Source organism: Paenibacillus sp. LHD-38, assembly GCF_031157315.1.
Classification (GTDB): Bacteria; Bacillota; Bacilli; order Paenibacillales; family Paenibacillaceae; genus Pristimantibacillus.
In genome coordinates this window covers 149,275-172,651 of the sequence record NZ_JAVIFU010000009.1, presented here as the reverse complement: position 1 = coordinate 172,651, position 23,377 = coordinate 149,275, and the positions used below count along the sequence as shown (strand labels likewise).

The 23,377-nt window shown below is 43.8% G+C and carries 19 protein-coding genes, 3 pseudogenes and 2 riboswitches; of the genes and pseudogenes, 16 read left to right on the top strand and 6 right to left on the bottom strand.

Annotated features, from left to right (window positions below):
* Positions 1-1,371 precede the first annotated feature (1,371 nt).
* Positions 1,372-2,217, bottom strand: a complete 846-nt coding sequence (locus RCO25_RS10265) for a bifunctional 5,10-methylenetetrahydrofolate dehydrogenase/5,10-methenyltetrahydrofolate cyclohydrolase (RefSeq protein WP_308996051.1) — start codon at positions 2,215-2,217, stop codon at positions 1,372-1,374.
* 62 nt (positions 2,218-2,279) lie between these two features.
* A riboswitch (ZMP/ZTP riboswitch) is annotated at positions 2,280-2,358 on the bottom strand.
* Positions 2,359-2,561: 203 nt separating this feature from the next.
* Here RCO25_RS10265 and RCO25_RS10260 point away from each other — a divergent pair.
* The 6 genes and pseudogenes from RCO25_RS10260 (at position 2,562) to RCO25_RS10235 (ending at position 9,304) form a co-directional block, all read left to right on the top strand.
* Positions 2,562-4,268, top strand: coding sequence for an ABC transporter ATP-binding protein (locus tag RCO25_RS10260; RefSeq protein ID WP_308996050.1), 1,707 nt, complete (start codon positions 2,562-2,564; stop codon positions 4,266-4,268).
* 4 nt (positions 4,269-4,272) lie between these two features.
* Positions 4,273-6,012, top strand: a complete 1,740-nt coding sequence (locus RCO25_RS10255; RefSeq protein ID WP_308996049.1) for an ABC transporter ATP-binding protein — start codon at positions 4,273-4,275, stop codon at positions 6,010-6,012.
* A 72-nt stretch (positions 6,013-6,084) separates the two neighbouring features.
* Positions 6,085-6,363 carry a hypothetical protein gene (locus tag RCO25_RS10250; protein ID WP_308996048.1) on the top strand — a complete coding sequence of 93 codons (279 nt, stop codon included), beginning with the start codon at positions 6,085-6,087 and terminating at the stop codon, positions 6,361-6,363.
* 175 nt (positions 6,364-6,538) lie between these two features.
* Positions 6,539-7,441, top strand: a pseudogene (locus tag RCO25_RS10245) (spore germination protein).
* Positions 7,338-8,075, top strand: a pseudogene (locus RCO25_RS10240) (GerAB/ArcD/ProY family transporter). Before RCO25_RS10245 ends, RCO25_RS10240 begins: the two co-directional pseudogenes overlap by 104 nt.
* Before the next feature lie 362 nt (positions 8,076-8,437).
* Complete coding sequence (locus RCO25_RS10235) at positions 8,438-9,304, top strand: YitT family protein (protein WP_308996047.1); 867 nt, start codon at positions 8,438-8,440, stop codon at positions 9,302-9,304.
* Positions 9,305-9,397: 93 nt separating this feature from the next.
* Here the strand turns inward: RCO25_RS10235 and RCO25_RS10230 are convergent, their stop codons facing one another.
* From RCO25_RS10230 to RCO25_RS10220, 3 genes are read right to left on the bottom strand one after another with little or no spacing between them, the layout of a single operon-like run.
* On the bottom strand, positions 9,398-10,600 hold the full coding sequence (locus tag RCO25_RS10230) for an SLC45 family MFS transporter (RefSeq protein ID WP_308996046.1): 1,203 nt from the start codon (positions 10,598-10,600) through the stop codon (positions 9,398-9,400).
* A complete protein-coding gene (locus RCO25_RS10225) occupies positions 10,597-11,343 on the bottom strand; it encodes a glycerophosphodiester phosphodiesterase (protein ID WP_308996073.1) in 747 nt (248 codons plus the stop codon). The genes RCO25_RS10230 and RCO25_RS10225 overlap by 4 nt, the downstream gene beginning before the upstream one ends.
* Positions 11,344-11,368: 25 nt before the next feature.
* Positions 11,369-12,313, bottom strand: a complete 945-nt coding sequence (locus tag RCO25_RS10220) for a DoxX family membrane protein (RefSeq protein ID WP_308996045.1) — start codon at positions 12,311-12,313, stop codon at positions 11,369-11,371.
* A gap of 281 nt (positions 12,314-12,594) precedes the next feature.
* Here RCO25_RS10220 and RCO25_RS10215 point away from each other — a divergent pair, with 281 nt between their 5' ends.
* The 3 genes and pseudogenes from RCO25_RS10215 to RCO25_RS10205 form a co-directional block, all read left to right on the top strand.
* On the top strand, positions 12,595-12,942 hold the full coding sequence (locus tag RCO25_RS10215) for a metal-sensitive transcriptional regulator (protein WP_308996044.1): 348 nt from the start codon (positions 12,595-12,597) through the stop codon (positions 12,940-12,942).
* A gap of 20 nt (positions 12,943-12,962) precedes the next feature.
* Positions 12,963-13,163 (top strand): copper ion binding protein, encoded by a 201-nt coding sequence (locus RCO25_RS10210; RefSeq protein WP_308996043.1) that lies wholly within the window; start codon positions 12,963-12,965, stop codon positions 13,161-13,163.
* 146 nt (positions 13,164-13,309) lie between these two features.
* Positions 13,310-13,397 (top strand): annotated as a pseudogene (locus RCO25_RS10205) (cation transporter); the annotation flags it as partial.
* A 280-nt stretch (positions 13,398-13,677) separates the two neighbouring features.
* Here RCO25_RS10205 and spoIIP read toward each other — a convergent pair.
* A complete protein-coding gene (gene spoIIP / locus RCO25_RS10200) occupies positions 13,678-14,589 on the bottom strand; it encodes a stage II sporulation protein P (protein ID WP_308996042.1) in 912 nt (303 codons plus the stop codon).
* A gap of 123 nt (positions 14,590-14,712) precedes the next feature.
* On the opposite strand from spoIIP, the gene RCO25_RS10195 reads away from it, so the two are divergent.
* Genes RCO25_RS10195 through RCO25_RS10185 form a run of 3 tightly spaced genes read left to right on the top strand, consistent with a single transcriptional unit; the run spans position 14,713 to position 17,047 of the window.
* Complete coding sequence (locus RCO25_RS10195) at positions 14,713-15,405, top strand: response regulator transcription factor (RefSeq protein ID WP_308996041.1); 693 nt, start codon at positions 14,713-14,715, stop codon at positions 15,403-15,405.
* Positions 15,402-16,502 carry a sensor histidine kinase gene (locus RCO25_RS10190; RefSeq protein ID WP_308996040.1) on the top strand — a complete coding sequence of 367 codons (1,101 nt, stop codon included), beginning with the start codon at positions 15,402-15,404 and terminating at the stop codon, positions 16,500-16,502. Before RCO25_RS10195 ends, RCO25_RS10190 begins: the two co-directional genes overlap by 4 nt.
* A gap of 26 nt (positions 16,503-16,528) precedes the next feature.
* Entirely contained in the window at positions 16,529-17,047 is a 519-nt protein-coding gene (locus tag RCO25_RS10185; RefSeq protein WP_308996039.1) for a C40 family peptidase, read from the top strand.
* Here the strand turns inward: RCO25_RS10185 and RCO25_RS10180 are convergent.
* Positions 17,022-18,623 (bottom strand): multicopper oxidase family protein, encoded by a 1,602-nt coding sequence (locus RCO25_RS10180; protein WP_308996038.1) that lies wholly within the window; start codon positions 18,621-18,623, stop codon positions 17,022-17,024. The genes RCO25_RS10185 and RCO25_RS10180 overlap by 26 nt on opposite strands.
* Before the next feature lie 261 nt (positions 18,624-18,884).
* Positions 18,885-19,016, top strand: a riboswitch (cyclic di-AMP (ydaO/yuaA leader).
* A gap of 4 nt (positions 19,017-19,020) precedes the next feature.
* Between RCO25_RS10180 and RCO25_RS10175 the strand changes: the two genes are divergently transcribed.
* The 4 genes from RCO25_RS10175 to asnB all read left to right on the top strand — a co-directional run bounded on the left by RCO25_RS10175 (position 19,021) and on the right by asnB (position 23,326).
* Positions 19,021-19,491, top strand: a complete 471-nt coding sequence (locus RCO25_RS10175) for a C40 family peptidase (RefSeq protein ID WP_308996037.1) — start codon at positions 19,021-19,023, stop codon at positions 19,489-19,491.
* A gap of 450 nt (positions 19,492-19,941) precedes the next feature.
* On the top strand, positions 19,942-20,193 hold the full coding sequence (locus RCO25_RS34820) for a VTT domain-containing protein (RefSeq protein ID WP_374992093.1): 252 nt from the start codon (positions 19,942-19,944) through the stop codon (positions 20,191-20,193).
* Positions 20,112-21,284, top strand: a complete 1,173-nt coding sequence (locus tag RCO25_RS10170; RefSeq protein WP_308996036.1) for a C39 family peptidase — start codon at positions 20,112-20,114, stop codon at positions 21,282-21,284. The genes RCO25_RS34820 and RCO25_RS10170 overlap by 82 nt, the downstream gene beginning before the upstream one ends.
* Before the next feature lie 221 nt (positions 21,285-21,505).
* Positions 21,506-23,326, top strand: a complete 1,821-nt coding sequence (gene asnB, locus RCO25_RS10165) for an asparagine synthase (glutamine-hydrolyzing) (RefSeq protein ID WP_308996035.1) — start codon at positions 21,506-21,508, stop codon at positions 23,324-23,326.
* The last annotated feature ends 51 nt before the right edge of the window (positions 23,327-23,377 follow it).

Below are 23,377 nucleotides of genomic sequence, written 5' to 3'. Positions count from 1 at the left end.
AGCTAGACACAGCTGCGCTGCTGCGAAACAACGTGCTAGACGTAGACGGCAACTACGCTGCACTTTGTGCAGTAGAAACCGGGTCTAGCGAGCGTGATGGGGCGCTACAGTGTAGAAAATACAGCAGAAACAGCCTATGAAGACCACAATGAGTCTAGATAGGCTGTTTCTGTTGTAAAAACTGCAGCGTAGTCAAGAATCAGCTCGTCTGAAGGTGGTTCTGTTGTATAAACTGCAGCGTAGCCAAGAAACCTCTCGCATAAGCGGGATTCTGATGCACAAACCTCAACATAACCAAATAGCTCCGCAGTTGAGGGCAGACTCCACCAATAAACAATTTAACTCTCATTTGCTCACCTATGATTTGCTTATATGTCGAGCTGCCTCCGGTTGTTACTAGTTACTACATTGCACTTTGTGCAGTAGAAACCGGGTCATGCGAGCATGATGGGGCGCTACAGTGTAGAAAATACAGCAGAAAGAGCCTATAAAGACCTTAATGAGTCTAGATAGGCTGTTGTAAAAACTGCAGCGTAGTCAAGAAACACCTCATCTGAGGTTGGTTCTGTTGTGAAAACTGCAGCGTAGTCAAGAAACACCTCATCTGAGGTTGGTTCTGTTGTGAAAACTGCAGCGTAGTCAAGAAACACCTCATCTGAGGTTGGTTCTGTTGTGAAAACTGCAGCGTAGTCAAGAAACACCTCATCTGAGGGTGGTTCTGTAGTAGAAAATGCAGCGTAGACAGGAAACAGCTCATCTGAAGGTGCTTCTGTTGTATAAACTGCAGCGTAGACAGGAAACAGCTCACATGAACGGGGTTCTGATGCATAAACTTCAACATAACCAAATAGCTCCGCAGTTGAGGGCAGACTCCACCAATAAACAATTTAACTCTCATTTGCTCACCTATGATTTGCTTATATGTCGAGCTGCGTCCGGTTGTTACTAGTTACTATATTGTACTTTGTGCAGTAGAAACCGGGTTCTGCGAGCATGATGGAGCGCTACAGTGTAGAAAATACAGCAGAAACAGCCTATGAAGACCACAATGAGTCTAGATAGGCTGTTTCTGTTGTAAAAACTGCAGCGTAGTCAAGAATCAGCTCGTCTGAAGGTGGTTCTGTTGTATAAACTGCAGCGTAGCCAAGAAACCTCTCGCATGAGCGGGATTCTGATGCACAAACCTCAACATAACCAAATAGCTCCGCAGTTGAGGGCAGACTCCACCAATAAACAATTCAACTCGCTGTTTCTGTTGTAGAAACTGCAGCGTAGCCAGGAAACATTCCAGATGAGCGGGATTCTGCTGCACGAACCAAACTATTTAGCTGCTGCGAAACAATCTACTGCACAAACTATAAAACTACCAAGCTACATTGGAGCGAGCTTCTCCGCGGCATCAACCGTATGCTTCAGCAGCGTAGCGATTGTGACGGGCCCGACACCTGCTGGGACAGGAGTGATGGCGCTGGCTCTCGCTAGGCATGCTTCATAATCGACATCCCCGACGTTCCCCGGGTTGTAGCCGGCATCAAGCACGACTGCCCCTTCGCGAATCCACTCTCCTTGGATGAAAGACGGTTTGCCGACCGCGGCGACGACAATATCTGCGAGCTTCAGCATATCCGCCAGATTTTGTGTTTTGGAATGGCAGGTTGTCACTGTTGCATTGCGGTTAAGCAGCATCAGCGAAACAGGCTTGCCCAGAATCGGGCTGCGCCCGACGACTACGGCATGCTTGCCCTCAATCGGGATTTGATAATAATCCAGAATAGCCATGATGGCGGCAGGCGTGCAGGACGGGTAGTCCGCATAGCCAAAAGCATTTTGAGCGAAGCCGAGCGCAGTCACGCCATCCACGTCTTTTTGAATGCTTATCGCTTCAAAAGCTGCCCGTTCATCAATCTGATGCGGCACAGGATGCTGCAATAAGATGCCGTGAACGAGCGGATCACGGTTCAGCTGCGTGATGACAGCAATCAAATCCTCGGTCGAAATGGACCTATCCAAATGGATGCGCTTCGACTCGATGCCAAGCCTTCTGCAGGCATTTCCTTTCATGCGAACGTAGGTCTCGGAAGCAGGATCATCTCCGACTAGTATCGTCGCCAAGCAGGGCACAATGCCTGCGGCCCCGAGTGCTTCCACTCTAGTTTTCAACTGCTCTTTAATTGCATCTGCCACACGTGCGCCGTCTAAAATCAATTTGTCCGTCATCCTTTACCCAGCTCCTTCGAATGGTTATCGAAAAACATAAAAAGGCAAGGGGAATGACCCCTTACCTTTGCCCAGGCGTACGGCTAATGATCTGCGCGCTTCCTCATGGTTCCCCATGCTCCGCCAGTTACGCACAGCTTTTTGATGTTAGCTTCATTTTAACAGTTCCTGCGTGAAAAAACGAGTCCATTCGCATAGGCTTTCTGGATTTAGGAGTGGGGAAACGATTCGAGGGATGCTATAATTACTCTACCTGGAGGGTGCAGAGCCGCTGCCCTCTTTATTTTCAGTTTCGCAAAATGATAGGAGATCGAGGTGCATACGTGTTAAAGCTGGGTAGATTTTTGAAGAAATACAAGCTGCCGGCCGTGCTGGCACCGTTATTCATGCTGCTGGAGGTATGCATGGACCTGCTGCAGCCGCGCTTTATGGCAAGCATCGTGAACGATGGAATTATCGCCGGCGAGCTGAGTACGATTGCGGCAACCGCGCCGAAAATGCTGCTGGCGGCGCTTGTCGGTTTAGTTGCCGGCGTAGGCTGCACCGTGTTTGCGACGATAGCTTCGCAAAGCTTTGGAGCGGATTTGAGGCAGGAGCTGTTTCAAAAGATACAGGGTTTGTCGCTTCAGTCGCTTGACCGCTTCGGTTCAGGGTCCATCGTGACCCGCTTGACGGGAGACGTCACGCAAATACAGGGCTTAGTGCTGTTAATTCTCCGTGTTTTTGCACGGGATACGTTCATTATTATCGGAAGCTTGATCATGGCATTCATGATCAGTCCGCGCCTATCAATTATTTTGCTGGCGATGATTCCATTGCTGGCTGCGTTTCTCGTCATTACCACCCGGATAACGGTTCCGCTATTCGCGAGAATGCAGCAGCGGCTTGATCAAGTGAATACCGTTATGCAGGAAAATTTGTCAGGCATTCGCGTGGTCAAAGCATTTGTCCGCGCGGATTACGAGGAAAAGCGCTTTGATGAAACGAATTCGAATTTACTGCATGCCAGTTTGCGAGCTGCAAAAATCGTTGCGCTTAATACGCCGCTTATGTCGATCATACTGAATTTTAGCATCGTAGCAGCGTTATGGTATGGGGGCATGCTCTCTGAACAAGGAGTACTTTCTGTAGGCAGCCTAGCAGCGTTTCTAACTTATATTACGCAGCTGTTGTTCTCCACCTTAGGGCTCGGCAATCAATTGATGGCCATATCCAGGGCGAAAGCTTCGGCGGACCGTATTAATGAGATTCTGGAACTCCCTGTCGACCATCAGAAGGATGACCGGCAATCCCGTCAGCAGCCGAAGCCCATTCGAGAAGGCCGAATCTCTTTTGAGCAAGTGAGCTTTAGCTATGACGGGAATTTGGAGAAAGCGGTATTGCGTGATATTGATTTCACTGCTGAGCCGGGAGAGACGATAGGGATCGTCGGTGTGAACGGAGCGGGGAAATCGACGCTCGTCAGCCTTATCCCGGCTTTTTATGAAGCTACCGAGGGCCGGTTGAGCATTGATTCCGTGCCTATTAACGAGATGGATCCCTATGTGCTTCACAGCCAAATCGGCATGGTGCTCCAGCAGGCTCATTTGTTCAGCGGCACGATTCGGGATAATATCAGCTTCGGAAAGCCGGATGCAACGCAGCAAGAAGTTGAAGCAGCGGCAAAAGCGGCCGAAGCTCATTCTTTCATTATGAAGCTGGAAAACGGCTATGATACCGTACTCGGACAGCGGGGCGTCAATCTATCCGGCGGGCAAAAGCAGCGTTTATCGATAGCCCGCACTTTGCTTCTGAAGCCGAAGATCGTCATCCTTGACGACTGCACAAGCGCAGTTGATCTGAATACGGATCTGCTCATCCGGCAATCGCTGCAAACGATTATGAAGAGCAGCACCTGCCTCATTATCGGACAACGGATCGCATCCGTGCAGCAGGCGGATCGGATTATCGTGCTTGAGGACGGTCAAATCACAGCGATCGGCACGCATGGCGAGCTGCTTCAAGGGAGCAAGCTTTACCAGCAAATGGCCATATCCCAGCAAGGAGCATAACCAGATGAATCATACTTTGGCGACATTAAAAAAAATTGGCTATTATTTATTTCATCAAAAAACCAGTCTTCTGACGGTCATGTTACTTACGCTTGCTGCTGCGGGGCTTACGCTTGCAGGCCCTTATCTACTCGGAACCGCACTTGATGATTATATCGTTGCCAAGCAATATGACGGCCTGCTTCAAATTTGCCTGCTTATGCTCGGGGTATACGCTGCGGGCAGCGTGGTCGGTTGGCTGCAGGCTTTTTTCTTAGCGGAAGTATCGCAGCGCACGGTTTGGAGCTTACGCAAGGATTTGTTTCATCATTTGCAAAAGCTCCCTATCCCCTTCTTTGCCGGTAAAAACCACGGCGAGCTGATGAGCCGTACAACGAACGATATCGACAACGTTACGAATACGCTAAACCAAAGCTTGATTCAAATTATATCGAGCGTGATTATGCTTATCGGCTCCTTCACGATGATGCTGCTTCTAAATGTGTGGCTCACTTTGGTTGCGCTTGTAGTCATCCCGCTGATCGTATTCGTGTCAAAACGAATCGCGAAGGCGACACAGCGGCAATTTAAAGGCCAGCAGCAGGAGCTGGGAGGGCTTAACGGCTTTATCGAGGAGACGATATCCGGTCAGAAGGTAGTAGCCTTATTTCATCAGGAAGAGCGGATGGCTGAGCAGTTCAGCGCTGCGAACGCAAAGCTGAAGAAAGTCGGCATCAAGGCCCAGATCTACTCCGGCACCATGGGGCCGTTCATGAATATGTTCGGCCATATCAGCTATTTAATCATCGCAGGAGTCGGCGGCTGGCTTGCTGTGCATGACCAAGCAACCGTAGGCGTAATTATTAGTTTTCTCGGTTATTCGAGGCAATTCAGTGGACCACTAAATGAAGTTGCTAACCAATACAACATGATCCAGTCCGGCGTTGCGGGAGCGGAGCGGGTATTCGAAATGATGGAGGTTCCATCCGAATATGAAGAAGAAGGAAAGGCCAAGCAGATCGATTCGATTGCCGGCAAAGTGGAATTCCGCGATGTGCGTTTTGAGTATCAGGATGGAACGGCAGCACTGAACAACATCAGTTTTACAGCCAAGCCGGGGGAGACGATTGCGTTAGTTGGACCTACCGGGGCGGGCAAGACGACTATTATTAATTTAATCGGCCGGTTTTTTGAAATCAAAGACGGACAAATTTTAATAGATGATGAGGATATTCGCTCCTTGGACAAAAATAGTCTTAGGAGACAGCTCGGCATCGTGCTGCAGGACGCCCATCTGTTCTCGGGGACCATTCGCGAAAATATCCGTTACGGCAAGCTGGATGCGACGGACGAAGAGGTGGAGGCCGCGGCGGTCCAAGCGAATGCAAGCAGCTTCATTGCCAAGCTGCCTCAAGGTTATGACACGGAGCTGACAGCCGAAGGAGGCAACGTCAGCCACGGACAACGCCAGCTTATCACCATTGCGCGTGCAATACTCGGAGATCCCGCGCTGCTCATATTGGATGAAGCGACAAGCAGCGTCGATACGCTTGCCGAGCTTCAAATCCAAGAGGCGATGAAAAAACTGCTAAGCGGAAGAACCAGCTTCGTGATTGCCCATCGATTGAGTACGATCCGTCATGCGGATAAGATCCTGTTCATTAAAGACGGCCAAATCGCGGAGAGCGGCAGCCATGAGGAGCTGCTTGCCGGAAGAGGGCTTTATTATCAGCTGCACGGCAATCAATTTTTACAAAACGCTTAGCTTGTCCAGCCCATGCGGGCGGAATGAATGTGGTACAATGAGACAAGCGCTACGATTAGGAGATGACAAACGATGAGTGAACAATTAAACGAGCAAGAGCTAGTGCAGTATATAGCAAGCGAAACCAATGCGGACGAGCAGCTGATAAAGCTGGTATTGAAGCATGAGCAGGCTTATATTAACAGTGCAAAGGAAGACAAAAACGGCGAGGTAGACATCGACGGCGATGATTTGGTTGATTATGTGCTGAGCCGCCCTGACGTGAAGTCGAACGAGCTGATCGTTGAATCGATCTTGGACGCTGAGATGGATTATTTGATGGATAAGGGACTTGCCGGCTACGTCGATTAGTTGAATGAATGTAATAAATACAGACTGTCAAAGGGACTGCTTCCAAGCTGCGGCTTGCGGAGGCGGTCCCTTTTTGCGCTGCTGTTTTAACGAATCAGTCAGATAATATGCGGGAGAGCAGACATAGCGCATACTCCCATTTTTTCCCGGGAATACTTGGGCATGGGGTGATGGAATGGCGCAAGCGGATGTTCAAACCACAGCCGGTATCGAAACCTTGCTGGTCAAGCAAATAAAACTGAATATCGAACATCTCTATAAAATGGTTGGTCAAAGCCCTGATTATGTGATGCGGCACTACACACGAAGCGTCGATCCGAGCTTGACTGCGGCAGTTGTCTACAATGCCAATCTCTCTAATCGGCAAGCCATTGATGATGTGATTACGAATTTATTCGATGAGAGCAGGCCCTGCGATCAGGATCGAGGGGATCATTTCAATCCGCTGCACTGGGTGATGGCCCAGTCATCGCTGATCGGCAGCGCAGCCAAATCAATGGACTGGAGAACGGTCATTCGGGCCGTCGTGACGGGTGACCTGATTATTTTTGTAGAAGGCAGCAGCGAGGCTGTTATTGTATTTACGCAAGGGATGGAATGGCGAGCGATTTCTGAGCCGACGACCTAGGTGACCATTCGCGGGCCTAAGGACAGCTTTACGGAATCGTTCAGCACGAACATTTCCTTAATACGCCGCCGGGTTAAAAATGAGAACCTATGGCTTGTAATGTTTACGATCGGGGATTTGACGGAAACGGATGTCGCGGTGGTGTATATTAACGGGCTTGCCGACGAGAAAATTATTCAGGAGCTGCGGAAGCGGCTTAACGCCATTCGGGAGGACGGGGTTCTAGAATCCGGAACGATTGAAAAACATCTCATGGATTCGAGGTTTACGCCGTTTCCGACGATCTACGATACGGAGAGGCCCGATGGCGTCGTCGGACATTTAATGGACGGGACAGTTATGTTTAATGGCGATTGCAATGATCTATATTGTCTATCAAGGGATAGAAGCCATGACGCGGACAATCGTTACTTTTTTTATCGTCATGGTGGTTCTGGGGGTGCTCGGTAATTTATTCGTCATTTTCTCGGATATCATTGATGTGAACAACATGCTGCCCCTACTCGAAAATGGGTGGAAAACGGTCATTATCTCGATTCTGCTTACTTATTTCCTGCCCTATGCCGAGCTGGTCGTTATCATGATGTTTTATACGTATGTCGATACAAAAAAAACGGGCTCAGTGGTACGGATAGGGGTCATGGCCGCCATCTTCTCGGGACTGGTGCTAAGCTAAACGATGGCGCTTAACGCTTCGGTGCTTGGACCGGATCTGCTTAGCCGATCGACGATACCGTTTATGGCCACCACTTCGAAAATCAATATCGGGGATTTTATTCAGAAAATGGATGGCATATCGATATCAACGCTGGTCATCAGTTATTTTTTCAAAGCGGTGATCTATTTTTACGTGGCTGTCATGGCCGTGACCGATTTGTGGAAGCTGAAGGGGATACAGGTCATTGCGATTCCGCTTGGCATTATCATTTTGTTTTCCTCGATTATGGTTGCGGAAAATTCGGTAGAAAATTATATTGAAGGCTATATTATCAACCCTTACGTGGCTTTCCCTTTTCAGACGGCGATCCCGATCTTGCTGTTAATCGTTGCTTTGGTGCGGAAGAAGAAGCAAAGCGCCGCATGATGGCGGGGTTGAACATGCTTAGAATCAGCACCAATATGCTGAAAATTATCATCAAGTATTCCGGAGTCGAAAGCATAAGGAAATACGTGCCTAGACCAAGCCATGCTTCAAGATAAGTCATTCCGTCAAAGAGGTTCATGACGTAATCGTAAATTAAATTTGCTAGGGCATAACCGATAATAATGAGTGGCACCTTCATGGCAAGTCTCCTTTTTTTTGCTGTAACAGCTTGTCGTTATTGTGGCGGAATATGGACGGGAGTATGCGGCATATGTTCTAAACGGGGTACATGCATTTTTGAGAAAATTCCAATTTTGTGCTAAGGTTAAAGGATAGAATAAGATAAAATGGAGGTAGAGCTGTTGGCGAAAGTACATAAGGGGTTATCATCTTTAGAAATTTTCAAACGATTTATATTCATTACGATCGGCTCGGTTCTAATGGGCGTTGCCTTGGAATTGTTTCTAGTGCCCAATAACGTGATCGACGGAGGCATTGCCGGAATCTCGATTATGCTGGCGCATTTAACTTCGATTCCCCTAGGCGTGTTCTTGTTCGTAGTAAACGTACCGTTTCTAATTCTCGGTTATAAGCAAATAGGGAAAACCTTCGCGATCTCGACGTTGTATGGCATTATTGTCATGTCCGTTACAACGTCGCTGCTCCATCATGTTGAAGCATTCACGGAGGAGAAACTGCTGGCAGTATTGTTCGGCGGACTTATTCTGGGAGTGGGCGTCGGTCTTGCGATTCGATTCGGCGGATCGCTCGATGGCGTGGAGATTGTATCGATTCTCATTTCGAAGAAGCTGCGCATGCCGGTCGGACAGATTATCATGATTTTTAACGTGGTTATTTTTGTAGTCGCCGGTTTCGTCTTTGAGTGGGATTCGGCTATGTATTCGATGTTTACATACTATATCGCTATTAAATTGATCGACATCGTCGTGGAAGGTCTCGATGAATCCAAATCGGTTACGATTATTTCATCCGAATACGAAGAGATATCGCAAGCGATCATTGATCGGCTTGGCCGCACTACAACGTTGATTCAAGCCCGAGGCGGATACTCGAAGGATGAGACGCAAATGATCTATTGCGTGGTATCCCGTCTGGAGCTGGCTAAGCTAAAATCTATTGTGCAATCTATCGATGAGAATGCTTTTATTGCCATCGAGCATGTATCCGACGTCATGGGCGGCGGCTTCAGTAAGGGCAGCATTCACTAATTACTTATCAAAAAAATCCGGCAGCGTCTTAAAAGACGCGAAGCCGGATTTTTTTGTGCTTTTGCCAAGGAGGACGGCGGCAGCCGTTTGTATTTAAAGGCTTGTCGTTGCTGCCGCTTCGTCGGCTGACCGTGCTAAGCCTTTATCCTTAACCCCAAGCAGAAAGAGCAGTGCGATAACCATACCGCCCGATGAGAAATAAAATAATACCGAGTAGCCGAACAGATCAATCAAGGAGCCCATAAGCGGCGGCGAAGCAATAGCGGCGAGCGAGGATATTAGATAATAGATACCGGTGCGCGTACCGATGCTTTGCTCTTTTCCGAGTGAAACGATGAAGGGGTAGGAATTGATATTAATCATGGCCCAGCATATTCCGCCGGCTAGGAGCAGTGCCCGGAGCGGGAGCAGCGCGTCAACAAACGAAATAGCGGCGAAAATCACGACGAGACCGATGACGCCAAGGGTGATGATAAGCTTCTTGCCGAAGCGGTTGCCAAGCAGGCCGCTTGGAATGGCGGCAAGCACAAAGGCGAGCGAGAAGAAGGCAAGCGAGAAGGATGACTGCCCTTCGGTCAGCTGCAAATGATTTTTTCCATATAAGGTAAAGAAGGCTTCAACGCCTTGATAGGAAAGGAACCAGAAAAAAATCGCTCCAAGCAGAAAAATCGTTGGACGGGTCAGCTGTCCTTTAAAGGATATTTTGGTCTTCTCCTCGGTTACATTGTAGCCCATCGAATCGCGTTTTTCCTTAATCGTAACGAAGAGTATGACAAGACAGACCAGCGTTAATACGGATGCGGTAAGGAAGGGCAGTGAAGCATGCTTCACGTAAAGAAACGAGCCCCCGGCAAAAGCAATAATGGAGCCGATACCGCCCATGAAATTGATGATGCCGTTTGCTTGGGTCCGTTTGCTGTCAGGCGTGATATCCGGCATAAGCGCGACGGCAGGTGAACGGTACAGGCTCATCGACAGGTTCATCAAGACCATGAACAAGACTAAAGTAAGCAAACTGATATGCCACGGGATCAAAGCGCCAAACAGTGCGGCGAGAGGCATGCCGATAAGCAGGTAGGGCATTCTTTTGCCAAAACGGCTGTTCGTGCGGTCGCTGCGGCTGCCGATCCATGGCTGTAAGAATAATGCAAAGTAATTGTCGATCGTCATCATAAACCCGATAAGCGCGGTGCTTTTCAAAAAATTATCGAGGAAAAAAGGGACAAATGCGTTATACAGCGCCCATGTGATGCTGATGCTGAAGAAACCGAACCCGAGCAGCCATGTTTTTTTCACTCTGTGCTTGCTCCTCTCTTTGCCAGCATCTCCGCCAGGCGATCAGGATAATCGGTAATGATACCATTCACGCCGGCCTCGACAAGTCTCTCCATCTCGGCCATATTATTTACGGTAAAAGGATGATAGGCGATGCCGTGCGCGGACGCCTCTGCGACCCATTCCGGCGTTACCGCTAATTTATAGGCATGCAGCGCATCGGCTTGAAGAGATGCCGCATAATTCCAAGGACGATACAGTCCTTCCATGTACAAAACCCCTGTACGAATTTCAGGAGCAAGCTGCTTGCAAAGCGCAAGCGAGTAATGATTAAAGCTTGATAAAATAACGCGTTCTGTCATGCGGTAGGCACGAACCATTTGGATGACCTTCTCCTCGATCCCAGGATAGGGGAAAACACCGTTTTTGAGCTCAATATTGAGAACAATCCCGGTAGGCTTGAGCAGCTCCAGAAGCTGCTCAAGCGTAGGTATCCGCTGATCATGGAAGTCTGGAGCGAACCAGCTTCCAGCGTCTAGGGCTGCGAGCTCATCATAATCCGTATCCTTTACAAGCTTGTTTAAGCCTGCGGTTCTTGCCAAGGATTCATCATGAATGACGATAATTCGCCCGTCCTTGGTTAATTGAACATCGGTCTCGATACCTGTAGCGCCCAGTTCAAGCGCTTTCTGAAATGCAGCCAGTGTATTTTCCGGGGAGCAGCCGCTTGCGCCGCGGTGAGCGAAATTGATCACGTTTTTGATAAGGGTCACTCCTCTCTTTCTCAAGTTAAGCGAAGCGATAATAAATGAGCACGAAGGTGGCTAGCACAAATATAAAGTTGAGCGATACGAATATCATCTGGTCAATCACCGTGCGGTGCATCGAGACAGGCGGCTTATAGAAGCTGGCGCCTTCGATAATGAACAGGATCAGCACGATGTGGATCATGAAATGCCCCGTAAGCTCACTCATGCCAAACAGCATCGTGGTAGATATGAAAATAAGCGTCAACACGACGGATAGCAGTCGGTTCAATATGCCGACGACAAGCAAATAACCGACAACAAATTCGATGAAGCCTGCCATGACAATGAACAACGCCGGCTCGAAGCCGAACGTCGGCACGTTATGGTTCGTGATAATATCCTCGGCCATTGCGGGATAGATCCATTTTTCCACGGCCACCCAGCATAGCGATAGCCCGGTTCCTAAGTAGAGAAGCGGGAAGCCCCATTTGGATTCCTTGGTCCTCTCAAGGAGAAGAACGCCGATAATGGCTAGATAAAAGCCGTAATCGAGCATATGGAACAGTCCGGCTTCGATGCTCGTGTCAATAAACAAGACAAGCATGGCAAGCGCACCTATCTTAGTCGCATAATGCTGCGGAATAAGCAGAAGTGCGATTGCTGTCCACATGAGGATGGTTTGCCAGCCGCTTGTAAGCTCGAACTCAAGCGCGAAGCGCGTTCCCGAAGCTGCTTGAATAAGCAGTGATGCGGCAGTACCGTATTTGAGGATCGGCAAGGAATATTTTCTAAGCTTATCAAGCTCGCTGTCAATTCGGGTAGAGAGCTTTGATTTAGAAAGCGCGGGCAGCAGCTGGGTCAAGACCGCCAGCAGAACCGCGACAAACACAGCCAGTGTCATGAAAAAAGGAGAGAGCACAGCGGCAATCGGTACTTTCTCTGCAACGACGTCTGTGAACCATTTGACATGTGCATAATAATCCATAAGCTGCTATTCCTCCGATTAGATGTTATTTACAGTTGTTTACGAGGATCGTAGCATATTGCCCTCCATAATAAAAGTGTCAGGAATGGAATAAAAACACAAAACAAGTGTAAACGGCTGTTGCCGTCCTTGGCGGCAAAAGATCGTTTCGCGGTGAAATATAAGCTTATTTATAAATGTGAAACTTATAAATTCTTATATTTTAAAAAAAGGTATTTACATACCCCATGGGGGTATGATAAGCTGATCTCAGAAACATATACCCCATGGAGGTATGTCGAATGAACAAAAGCGCAATAAACAAGGGGGAGCACGAGCATTCTTCCGAAGAATGCTGTGATTCAGCAGCTCCTCGCAAGAGCCATCACTCCGATCAGATGAAGGATAATTTAACGAAACGCCTAAATCGAATTGAAGGGCAAATTCGAGGCGTAAAGGCCATGATCGAGAAGGATACGTATTGCGATGATGTGCTTAATCAGATCGCAGCTGCGCAATCTGCTCTGAATAGCGTAGGAAAGCTGCTGCTTGAGGGACATATGAAAAGCTGCGTCGTCGAACGTATTCAAGCCGGCGAGAGCGAAGTGATTGATGAATTGCTGGTTACGGTTAACAAATTAATGAAATAGTCGGAGAGGGGAATAATAAAATGGCAAATGTAGTATTGAAAGTAGAGGGCATGACTTGCGGGCACTGCGTAAGTGCAGTTGAGAAAGCAGTAGGCAATACGGGTGCTGTAGGCAAGGTTGATTTGGCGGGTAAGAAGGTATCGGTCGAGTTTGACGAAAGCAAAGTAACGCTAGAAGCCGTCAAAGCAGCCATCGAAGATCAAGGCTACGATGTTGTTTAAGGTTTTGGCAAAGCTTAATGAAGAAGAATCAAGCAGAGGCTGAGCTAAGCCTCTCTTTTTTTACAAAATTATATACCCCATGAGGGTATAGTGCCGGTAGGTGAGCATGCATGGAAAAAGCGTAAACGACCATTCAAATTACAGGGATGACCTGCGCGGCCTGCGCCAATCGGATTGAGAAGGGTCTCAATCGGATGGAGGGTGTCCGAAGCTAATGTGAATTTGGCGCTGGAGCGGGGCGAGACATCATTATTATTTTCAAGCTAATACACATTTGCGAACTTCCGCAGGTCAGAAATTTCAGTTATGAGGTGAGAATTTAAGACGATAGATTGTATGTTCAAAAAAGTTGGACATATCACGTAGGAATACACCGATAGGAGATGCAGGAGGAAAGAGTTAAAAGTACCTTAGCCTTGAGAAGGCAGCAAAGTGGTTTGTAATAATGATATCGAATAAACAACAAAAAGAGCATTTTCATAATAAGAAAACGCTCTTTTTGTTATGTGAAGAGTCAAATAGACGGACTCGATGATTTCACCACACCTGAGTTATCTTCTAACCAAATGTCCTGAATGACTTTTGCTAATACTTCGATTGTATGATAACTTTCGTCCAAACTATTTTCAACTCCGCCAATTTCAATTAAAGCACTATTGCTTGAGAGTGATTGATTGTACTCGCCGTTTCCGCTATTTTTATCCTTTTGATAAATTCCTTTTGATAGATTAGGAACTATTTTATTTAAGCCTTCCTGAATACGGTTTGCAAATTCCATATTTTCCTTCCAATTTGGATGATTGATTCCTACCACAAAATAAACTTGTGCAAAGTTCTTGTTTTTATGGGTTATGGTTGTTTTTTCGCGCCCTTGAGAATCTCTATGCAGATCAAGCAGATATTTCACATTTTGGTGCATTTTCAGCTCTTGATTAATTGTTGTTTTTGAATATGAATAAGACTTAGCATAATTGAAATTAGTAATACGAGATGGATAATCTATTTTTGAATGAAGTACAGGGATTTTACTTGATGACAATTTCAATTTGTTTTGAAGATATCTTCCTAGTAATGTTACATTTATTTTACTGTCAAAAGCTCTATCGGGATCCTTGATATTTTCTAATTCAGGTATCCAGGATTCTCGATTATGAGAATGGTAGATAATAATTTGCGGGGGGTTACCAGTGGAAATGGCGGGAATAGTCCCCTTTTTCAACTGTGTAGGTACCTGTTTATTAACTGAGTTAGTTTTATCATCTTCATTAAAGCTATCATTTATATTCATTACTTCTTCACGGGGGTGGATATGTTCTTCTAAAGAATGATTTGAGTCTGTTGTCATCATTAATCCATTGGTTACAATAAATGTACAAGAAAATAAAAATGCAAATAATACTAAAGCTGATCGTACACTCAACATCATTCCCCCTTCTCTATTATTATGAATCACATATTAATAGATTATGAGAGGAGAAAAGAAAGTAGAACTTGATGATAATTGTTATGATAATAACTCATAATAAAAATAAGCTATATAGGAGGCATTATGAGTAAAATATTGGTTGTGGAAGATGAGGAGAAAATTCGTGAAGTGATAATCGCCTACTTGTTAAAAGCAGGGTATGAGACTTATGAGGCCGGTGATGGCCAATCTGCCCTACATAAAATAAACAGTAACCACGTAGACTTAATACTTCTTGATTTGATGCTTCCTGATATGAGTGGCGAGACCTTATGTAATAAAATTCGTGCATTTAATCCTGTACCCATTATTATGTTGACGGCTAAATCATCTATGAATCATCGTATACATGGTCTGTCGATTGGCGCAGATGATTATATCGTTAAACCTTTTGATCCACATGAGTTAATAGCTCGAGTTCGCGCCGTTTTGCGTCGTACGAATCAACAGGAATTGCTTGCAGATCGTATGGAATATGCAAAAGGACACTTAATTGTGGATAGTAACGCACAGCAAGTCTTTATCAATCAGGTTCCTGTAAATTTAACACCAAATGAATATAAGCTGCTTATCGTTATAGCTAGAAATCCAGAAAGAACGTTCACGCGAGACGAATTGATTGAAAAAATCATGGGTATAGATTTTGATGGAGATACCCGAACCATTGATCAGCATGTAAAAAATTTGCGTCAGAAGATTGAAGAAGATCCGAAAAACCCAATATATATTCAAACCGTATTTGGGGTAGGATATCGTTTTCATGGAGGGATAAAATGAATAAATCTCTTTCCTTTCGATTAAGCATTTTGCTGATTTTTTATACGGCTGCAATTTTAATTATCGCATCCTTTGCCATCATTAATGCTACACATTACCATTTTCAATTATATGGTGATGAAATGGCACACGAAAAAAATGCAACTGCTCTACTAAACACACATTTGGAACAAGCAATCATTCAATCTATTGGTTGGACGATAGCGGGCGCGTTAGTTATATCACTAATTCTTAGTATTTATATTGCTAAAAAAATTTCAGCTCCATTAATACGCATGAAGCGGTTGACGATAGTAATGGCAAGAGGAAAAAGAGATGTTCGTTTACCTTTAAAAGGTAAACCAAAGGATGAAGTTGATGAACTGGCAGCCTCAATTAATCACTTGGCCGAACAACTTCAACAACAGGAACATTTACGAGTGACTATGACAGAAAACATTGCTCATGAACTACGAACACCTTTAACTACCCTTAACAGTTACTTGTCGGCTATTCAAGATGGAATATGGGAAGCCACACCAGAGCGAATACAATCAAGTAGGGAAGAAATTGATCGAATGGTACAGTTAGTTAACGGTCTGGAAGAGCTACATACTCTCACTTCTCCAGAATTCCATCTTTCCTTAAGGGACGTCCATCTGATGAAGACGATTGAGCAAGTTTTCGCATTAATGGAGCCTTCTTTTTCTGAAAAAGGAATATCGTTGAAAAAAGGGAATATTCCCGATATTACCATTCATGCGGATGAAAATCGGTTAAAACAAATTTGGACTAATCTTTTATCAAATGCACTTAAATTTTCCCCAGAAGGCGGCAAAGTGCTCATAAGCGGTCAACTACAGGATGAAGGTGTAGAGATAACCGTAGGAGATACAGGTATTGGTATACCAAATAATGAAATTCCGTATGTATTCGATCGTTTCTATAAAGTGGATAAATCTAGGAACCGACAACCCGGAGGCGGTGGTCTAGGGCTGGCAATCACTAAAACCCTTGTCGAACGTCATGGCGGACAGATTTGGGCAGAAAGTAATCAGGGTACGCAATTTCATGTATACTTGCCGAAAAAAGAACGGGGAGAAAATCATGAACCATAGAGTTTAAAAGAAGAATAGCGATCTTAATGTTAGCCATCAGTTTGCCTGCAACCGCATTATTACAGGATGTCGAAGCTGCATCTTCTATAGAAGCCAAAAGAAATAAGGTTGTCCAAACGGCACTATCTCTGCAAAATAAAGTCGAGTATGTGAACTGGAGACAAAGACAAGAAATCCGTGCACCCTATAAAACAGACTGTTCCGGCTTCACATATCTTGCGTACAGACTTGCAAATGTCGGTTTAAAGCTTGTTAATAAAGATGATGACGGTCAAGCTAAAGTAGGTCAGAAGGTTTTTGGGGGCAACTTTAAAATAGGTGACTTGATTTTCTTTTGGCTCGACAGCAGCGACAAGAAGAATGTCGGTCATGTTGGAATCTACATTGGCGATGGAAAAATGATTCACAACATTACCGCCAAGAGAGCAAAAAAAGATCACCATACCCGCATGGCGGGATTAGGGGTGATCTTTTTTCTGGATTATTTTCGTAATATAGGAGAGGGCGCTAAGGCTCCCTTTACTCCGGCATATTGCCGGCATTAGGATCGTTGACGAAGGTACTTTTAAAATCGGAATAGTTTAATTCAGTCATCATACCTGCTGAAGCATGGTGCAGGTCATGGCAGTGAAACATCCAATTTCCCGGATTATCAGCTTCAAAGGCGACAATAGCCTCTTCGCCAGGTTTTAAGTTGATTGTATCTTTTACAATAGGCGAACCGGTAACGGGCTGTCCGTTTTTACTTAATACTTGGAAAAAGTGACCATGAAGATGCATGGGATGATCATCCGTTGAAGATGTGTTTACTAAGCGAACTTTTACGGTATCTCCTGTTTTTACCGAAAGAGCTTCTGTTTCAGGAAAGATATCGCCGTTAATGGTATAGACCTCTTCGCCATCTCTTTTTTCAGTACCTAGTTTCATTGTATATTCCATATCGTATTTTTGATCTAAAGTGAACTTCATGCTTGAAGCTTTTCCATACTGAGTTAAATCAAGAGAAGGGAGTTGTTCGTTTTGATTGGCTTTATCGCTGCTGTTGCTTTGTTCCTCATAGTTAATTTTTATCTTCATATCGGTTATCCTTGAATCGGATCCGTGTTCCTCTAAATACCACTGACCGGGATTATTCGCTTCGAATTCAATATCATACCGCTCGCCGGGTGCAAGGGTAATTAATTGGTCTTTTAAAACAGCAGGATTTTGAACAGGCTGTCCGTCAGTCGTCATTACTTTAAACTCATGGCCATGTAAGTGAAGCTGGTGGGAAATATAGCCTGCATTAATTAGACGAATCCGAACCTTTTCGCCTTCCTTTACGAGGAGAGGTTCAATTCCGCTTCCTGTTTTACCGTTTATAGTGAACAGGTCATACATACTCATATCATGCCCCTGCATGTCATCCGTACCCGTTTGCTCCGTTTCATCCATCTCCATATCTCCATGATTCATTCCAGCCATATCCTCTTCAGAAGATGACGACTTATTCATGTTCATGGTACCGGAGCTCATCCATTCGTCCAATACCAAAGTATAATCTCGATCGACTTTTTCAGACGGATCTTCAACGATGAAGCTGCCATACAAGCCCATATCCAGTTGATTAACGCTATCTTGGTGAGAGTGATACCAGTAGGTTCCAGGTACATCGGTCTTAAATTTATACTCAAAGGACTCTCCTGGCTGAACGGCATTTTGAGTTACGCCTGGTATTCCGTCCATGCTATTCGGAACGGGAACACCATGCCAATGGATAGAGGTTGGAACGTCGAGCTTATTCGTTAAAGTAATCCGGACAGTTTCTCCTTTTTTAACCCGAATTTGAGGGCCGGGGACCGTATTGTTATAGCTCCATACAGTGAGTTTTTTGCCGTTGCCTGTATCCAATTGGGACGGTGCAGCTGTTAATGCAATATCGGGTCCAGTTAGTATGGATGGAGCATCACTAGTTGTTTCTACTGTACCTGAATTATTGCTTTGTTCATTTTTGTCGCTATCCGACCCCATATTCATTTTAGTGTGGTCCATTCCCCCTATAGAACCGCTTGATGTGCAGGCTGACAGTACCAGGGCCAATGTAATGACCACAGTAATCATTTTTAATCGATTTGTTCTCACGATATAATACCTCCTTTTATTACGTTTTATCTTAGCAAGTACTTATGAAGATCTAGTGTAGGAGGAATTACAGATCTAAAAAAGCTTACTCGACAATCCTTTCAAATGAGAATTTCCTAATATTTATTGCTGTTGCATGTTCTACCAGGGATTAAAGCTAATATTGAACTCTTATTTATTGACATTAATTTTTTTTAATTTTCTAAAAGAAGGAAATGAACGGACAAAAAAGAACTTAGAATAGCGAAGAATGACAAAATAGAAATGAATTTGCCGAATTCCTTTTAAGGAAACGGGGGATCCACTCGGGTGAATTAATCTGTCTTTCAAGGATTATAGGGAAACCTTCTTCCGAACCCTTAGCTAACCTCGTAGGCATCGAAGGGAGAAAGTTTTTTTGAAGAAAATATTTGCAGCTTTGTTGGTGAGTGTCATGTGCTTTACGTTTGCAGGGAGTGTATTTGCTAATGGGATGAATGTTAAACATTCTGTCGATGAGGTAGTTGGAACTCCTTACCAATGGGGAGGAACGACTGTAAAGGGTTTTGATTGCTCCGGATTTATCTTGTACATATTTAATCAGTATAATGTGAAGCTTCCAAGAACTTCAAAAGCACAAGCACAAGAAGGAACGAAAGTCGTTCAAGATGATTTGAAGCCTGGTGATCTTGTTTTTTTTAATACAAATGGTCGAGATATTTCGCATGCCGGTATATTCATAGGCAACGGACAGTTCGCTCATGCCTCTAGTAGTAAAGGTGTGCGCATCAGTAAACTGTCTGAAGACTATTGGGAGAAAAGATATGTTACAGCTCGCCGTGTTGTATCCGAAGAAGTAAATGCAGAAATGATGAATAAAGAACATTAAAATAAACATAGAAGAACAAGCCCATGTTTTGTAAAATGTGAGCTTGTTCTTTTTATTGTATATAACATCAAACTCAACAATTGATGGCAGAGCTGAGAATACGGGTATAGGTTTCTAAAATTGGATAATATATGAAATTTAATCACTATTATCTGTAGTATAATCATGAATGAATTAGTGAGGAGAATTACAGGTAAATAGTGTTGAGAAGCTGTTCTTTATTCGTAGGAGCTCTGTTCCTAATGTGTTGTATTTTCAAGAATGTTGGTCAAACATTTCAGATCATTCCATGGAGATGAGGTAAGCTTATAAAGACAAGCGGAAAGGAATATTTCTTTGAAAATAAACAAATGGATGTTTGCATCTTTTGCTGAATAGTCTGGGAACAGCATTGGTGAAGAGAAATACTTCATTTCGACGAATGCATGAATTTATTAAACATCTTGGGCGTTGTTAATTGCACGCATTATTCCTATTATGCCTGCATCACTTATCAATTTGTATGCAGGCGTCTTTGGCTTGCCATTTAAAATATTTATATTGTCGACTCTCCTTGGCAAAATTCCCGTTATGATTGTCTTTGCATATGTTGGTGCCAATATGCACTCAGGTTCCACAGAATGGATTATTGTGGTCGTTATTTATTCACTATTTTTGCTTATGGTTTATCTATTGTATCAATTACATTACAAAAGAAAATAAATAATAGAGGTATAGCTATTATGAAAAATAAGAATGTATTTCTGGGAATAATAATATGCGTAATAATAGTCAGCTTTTTACTGCTAAATTCAGAAAAAACAAGTGATACAAAACTTGGAGTTAAGAAACCAGTAACGATGCAAGGAACAATAACCATTCTTAATACGGATGCCATTACCCAGTTGCCGATTAAAAATACTATATATACCTTTAGAAATGAGGTATCTGGAGAAATTACTGAAATTATGACAGATGCCGAAGGCAAGGCAAAATCAAGTTTACTTGATTATGGAACCAGATATCTTATCAAGCAGAAGCAGATTGAGTTTCCATACAAGCGAAGCGATGCAGAATTGTTTGTTGAAGTGAATGAATTTTCTCAGGAATTTGAAAGCACAAACCAGTTGCTTGAACATGTGAAGGAAGTAGAGAGAGTTTCTGAGGACGGTCAAATAAAGATTTCTAAGGTATATATGGATGTAGAAGAACTCATGCAGAAACCTGAACTGCCGAACGGCTGTGAAATCGTCTCATTGACAGCTGTGCTTAATTATTATGGTTATGAGGTCTCAAAAACGGAGATGGCTGATAAATACTTGCCGAAGCAGCCGTTTACAATAAAGGCTAATAAATTATATGGTCCAGATCCTTATAAAGCTTATGCTGGTAACCCTCGTGATTTAAAAGGTGCTTTTTTTAGTTATGCACCTCCTATCGTAAAAGCTGCAAAGTTATATTTAGATGCTGTGGGTGACAGTAAACGTGTAGCTGATGTCAGTGGTAGTTCGAGAGAACAAATTATTGAATATCTTAACAAAGGAATCCCGGTTGTTGTATGGACGACACTTGATTTATCTAAGCCGAAAATGAATGCTGCTTGGTATTTTAACGATACAGGCGATTATTTCCCTGCACCAGTTAACCTGCATGTCGTCGTATTAAACGGATATGAAGACAATCTTGTACATGTAATGAATCCATTAAAAGGACAAGTGACTTATAATGCAGATACATTTTTTAAAAGCTACGATGAGATGGGGAGTCATGCTTTAATCGTTAGCAACACATTATTTTCAGAGAGATCCTTGTGAATAGGATGTCTCTTTTTTTATTTTCATAACATATTTGTAGATTATAAGGAGAAAGAGAAAGAAAACTGTAATGAAGCTATCACATTCATTCCTAATAATCCTTGTAACATGAAATAGGTAGATACCGCCAATCGCTTAGGCATACGAATGAATAGATTATCGTATTTACTAGGAGTCATAAATGGCAGTTGTAGTTATCAGATAGAATAGAGGGATGGAAGATGTGCGGGTTTACAGGTTTTATAGGGGAAACTGACCTTTCACTTGATGTTTTGAGCAGTATGATGGATAAGATTATTCATCGGGGTCCGGATTCCTCAGGCTATTTTGTCGAACATATAGCCGCGCTCGGATTTCGCCGGCTCAGTATCATTGACCTGGACGCAGGTAGTCAACCCATGTTCAATGAGGATGAATCTTTGGTGTTGATTTTCAACGGGGAGATTTATAATTTTCTAGAATTGCGCGGAGAGCTTGAACGAAAAGGGCATGTGTTTAAAACGCATACGGATAGTGAAGTCATTTTACATGGGTATGAAGAGTATGGGCAAAATATCACGCAAAAGCTAAGAGGAATGTTCGCTTTTGTCATATGGAACCGGCATACGAATGAGCTTTTTTCGGCACGAGATATGTTTGGAATAAAACCTTTTTATTATGCTAATATGAACGGTACACTACTGTTTGGTTCCGAAATTAAAAGCTTTTTAAGTCATCCCTCATTTGTGAAAGAATTAAATAAAGAGGCCTTAAAGCCATATTTGACATTTCAGTATCCAGTACTAAATGAGACGTTTTTTAAGGGCGTTTATAAATTACCGGCAGCTCATTATATGACCTATAAGAAAGGCTGCTTAACTATAGAGCGCTATTGGAATCCGGAGTTTAGTCCTTCTGAAAGACCTTTGGATGACATTGTTAATGAGATTGATACGGTTGTTCGAGAATCAATACATGCTCATAAAATCAGTGATGTAAAGGTGGGTTCATTCTTATCCAGCGGGGTCGATTCTAGCTACGTGGCTTCGGTTCTACAGCCGGATAAAACATTTACCGTAGGCTTTAATGACCAGAATTTTTCCGAGATCGATCATGCAAAAGCATTGTCGGATGAACTTGGAATTGAAAATATAAGTAAAATACTAGATTCAGATCTTTGTTTTGAAAAGTTAGACGAAATTCAATATATGATGGATGAGCCACATTCAAATCCATCTATTGTTCCACTGTACTTCCTAGCCGAGCTAGCTAGTAAAGACGTTACGGTTATTCTTTCCGGTGAAGGTGCAGATGAACTGTTTGGCGGTTATGCTGGTTATGAAACCTCCCCATTTGAAAATAAAATCAAAATGCTTCCTCACATGATACGAAAGCCACTTGGCATGATCGCTAAAAGGATGCCTGAGATGAGGGGCAAGAATCTATTAATCAAAGGCACTCGACCAGTTGAAGAATGGTTTATTGGTCAAGCAAATATTTTTACTGAAAGAGAAGCCGTTAATGTACTAAATGAACCTTATAGAAATGGGCCTTCGGTGAAAGACATACTATCACCGGCGTACAGCCAAGTGAAGCATGCAGATGATGTCACGAAAATGCAGATTTTAGACTTACATCATTGGTTAGTAGATGATATCCTCCTTAAAGCAGACAAGATGAGCATGGCTCATTCGATCGAGCTTCGAGTTCCTTTCCTTGATAAAAAAGTAATGGTGACAGCATCTAAAATCCCAACCAAATACCGGGTTAATGAGCTTGACTCAAAATATGCGTTTCGCTTAGCTGCCAAACGCTCACTTCCAGAAGAATCGGCAAAAAGAAAAAAAATCGGATTTCCGGTACCCATTCGAAACTGGATCAGAGAGAAAAAATATTATGATCAAATTGCGGCAGCCTTTAGTAGCCACGCTGCAGCTCAATTTTTTGATAAAGATGTGATCCTTAAGCTTCTTGACGATCATGCGGTAGGAAAAGCTAATCATGCTCGGAAGGTTTGGACGATTTATATGTTCTTGGTGTGGTATAAGCAATATTTTAACTAAGAACGATTAAAAGTTATCCGAGTATTGAATGCGATTGTGAAAATATTACTG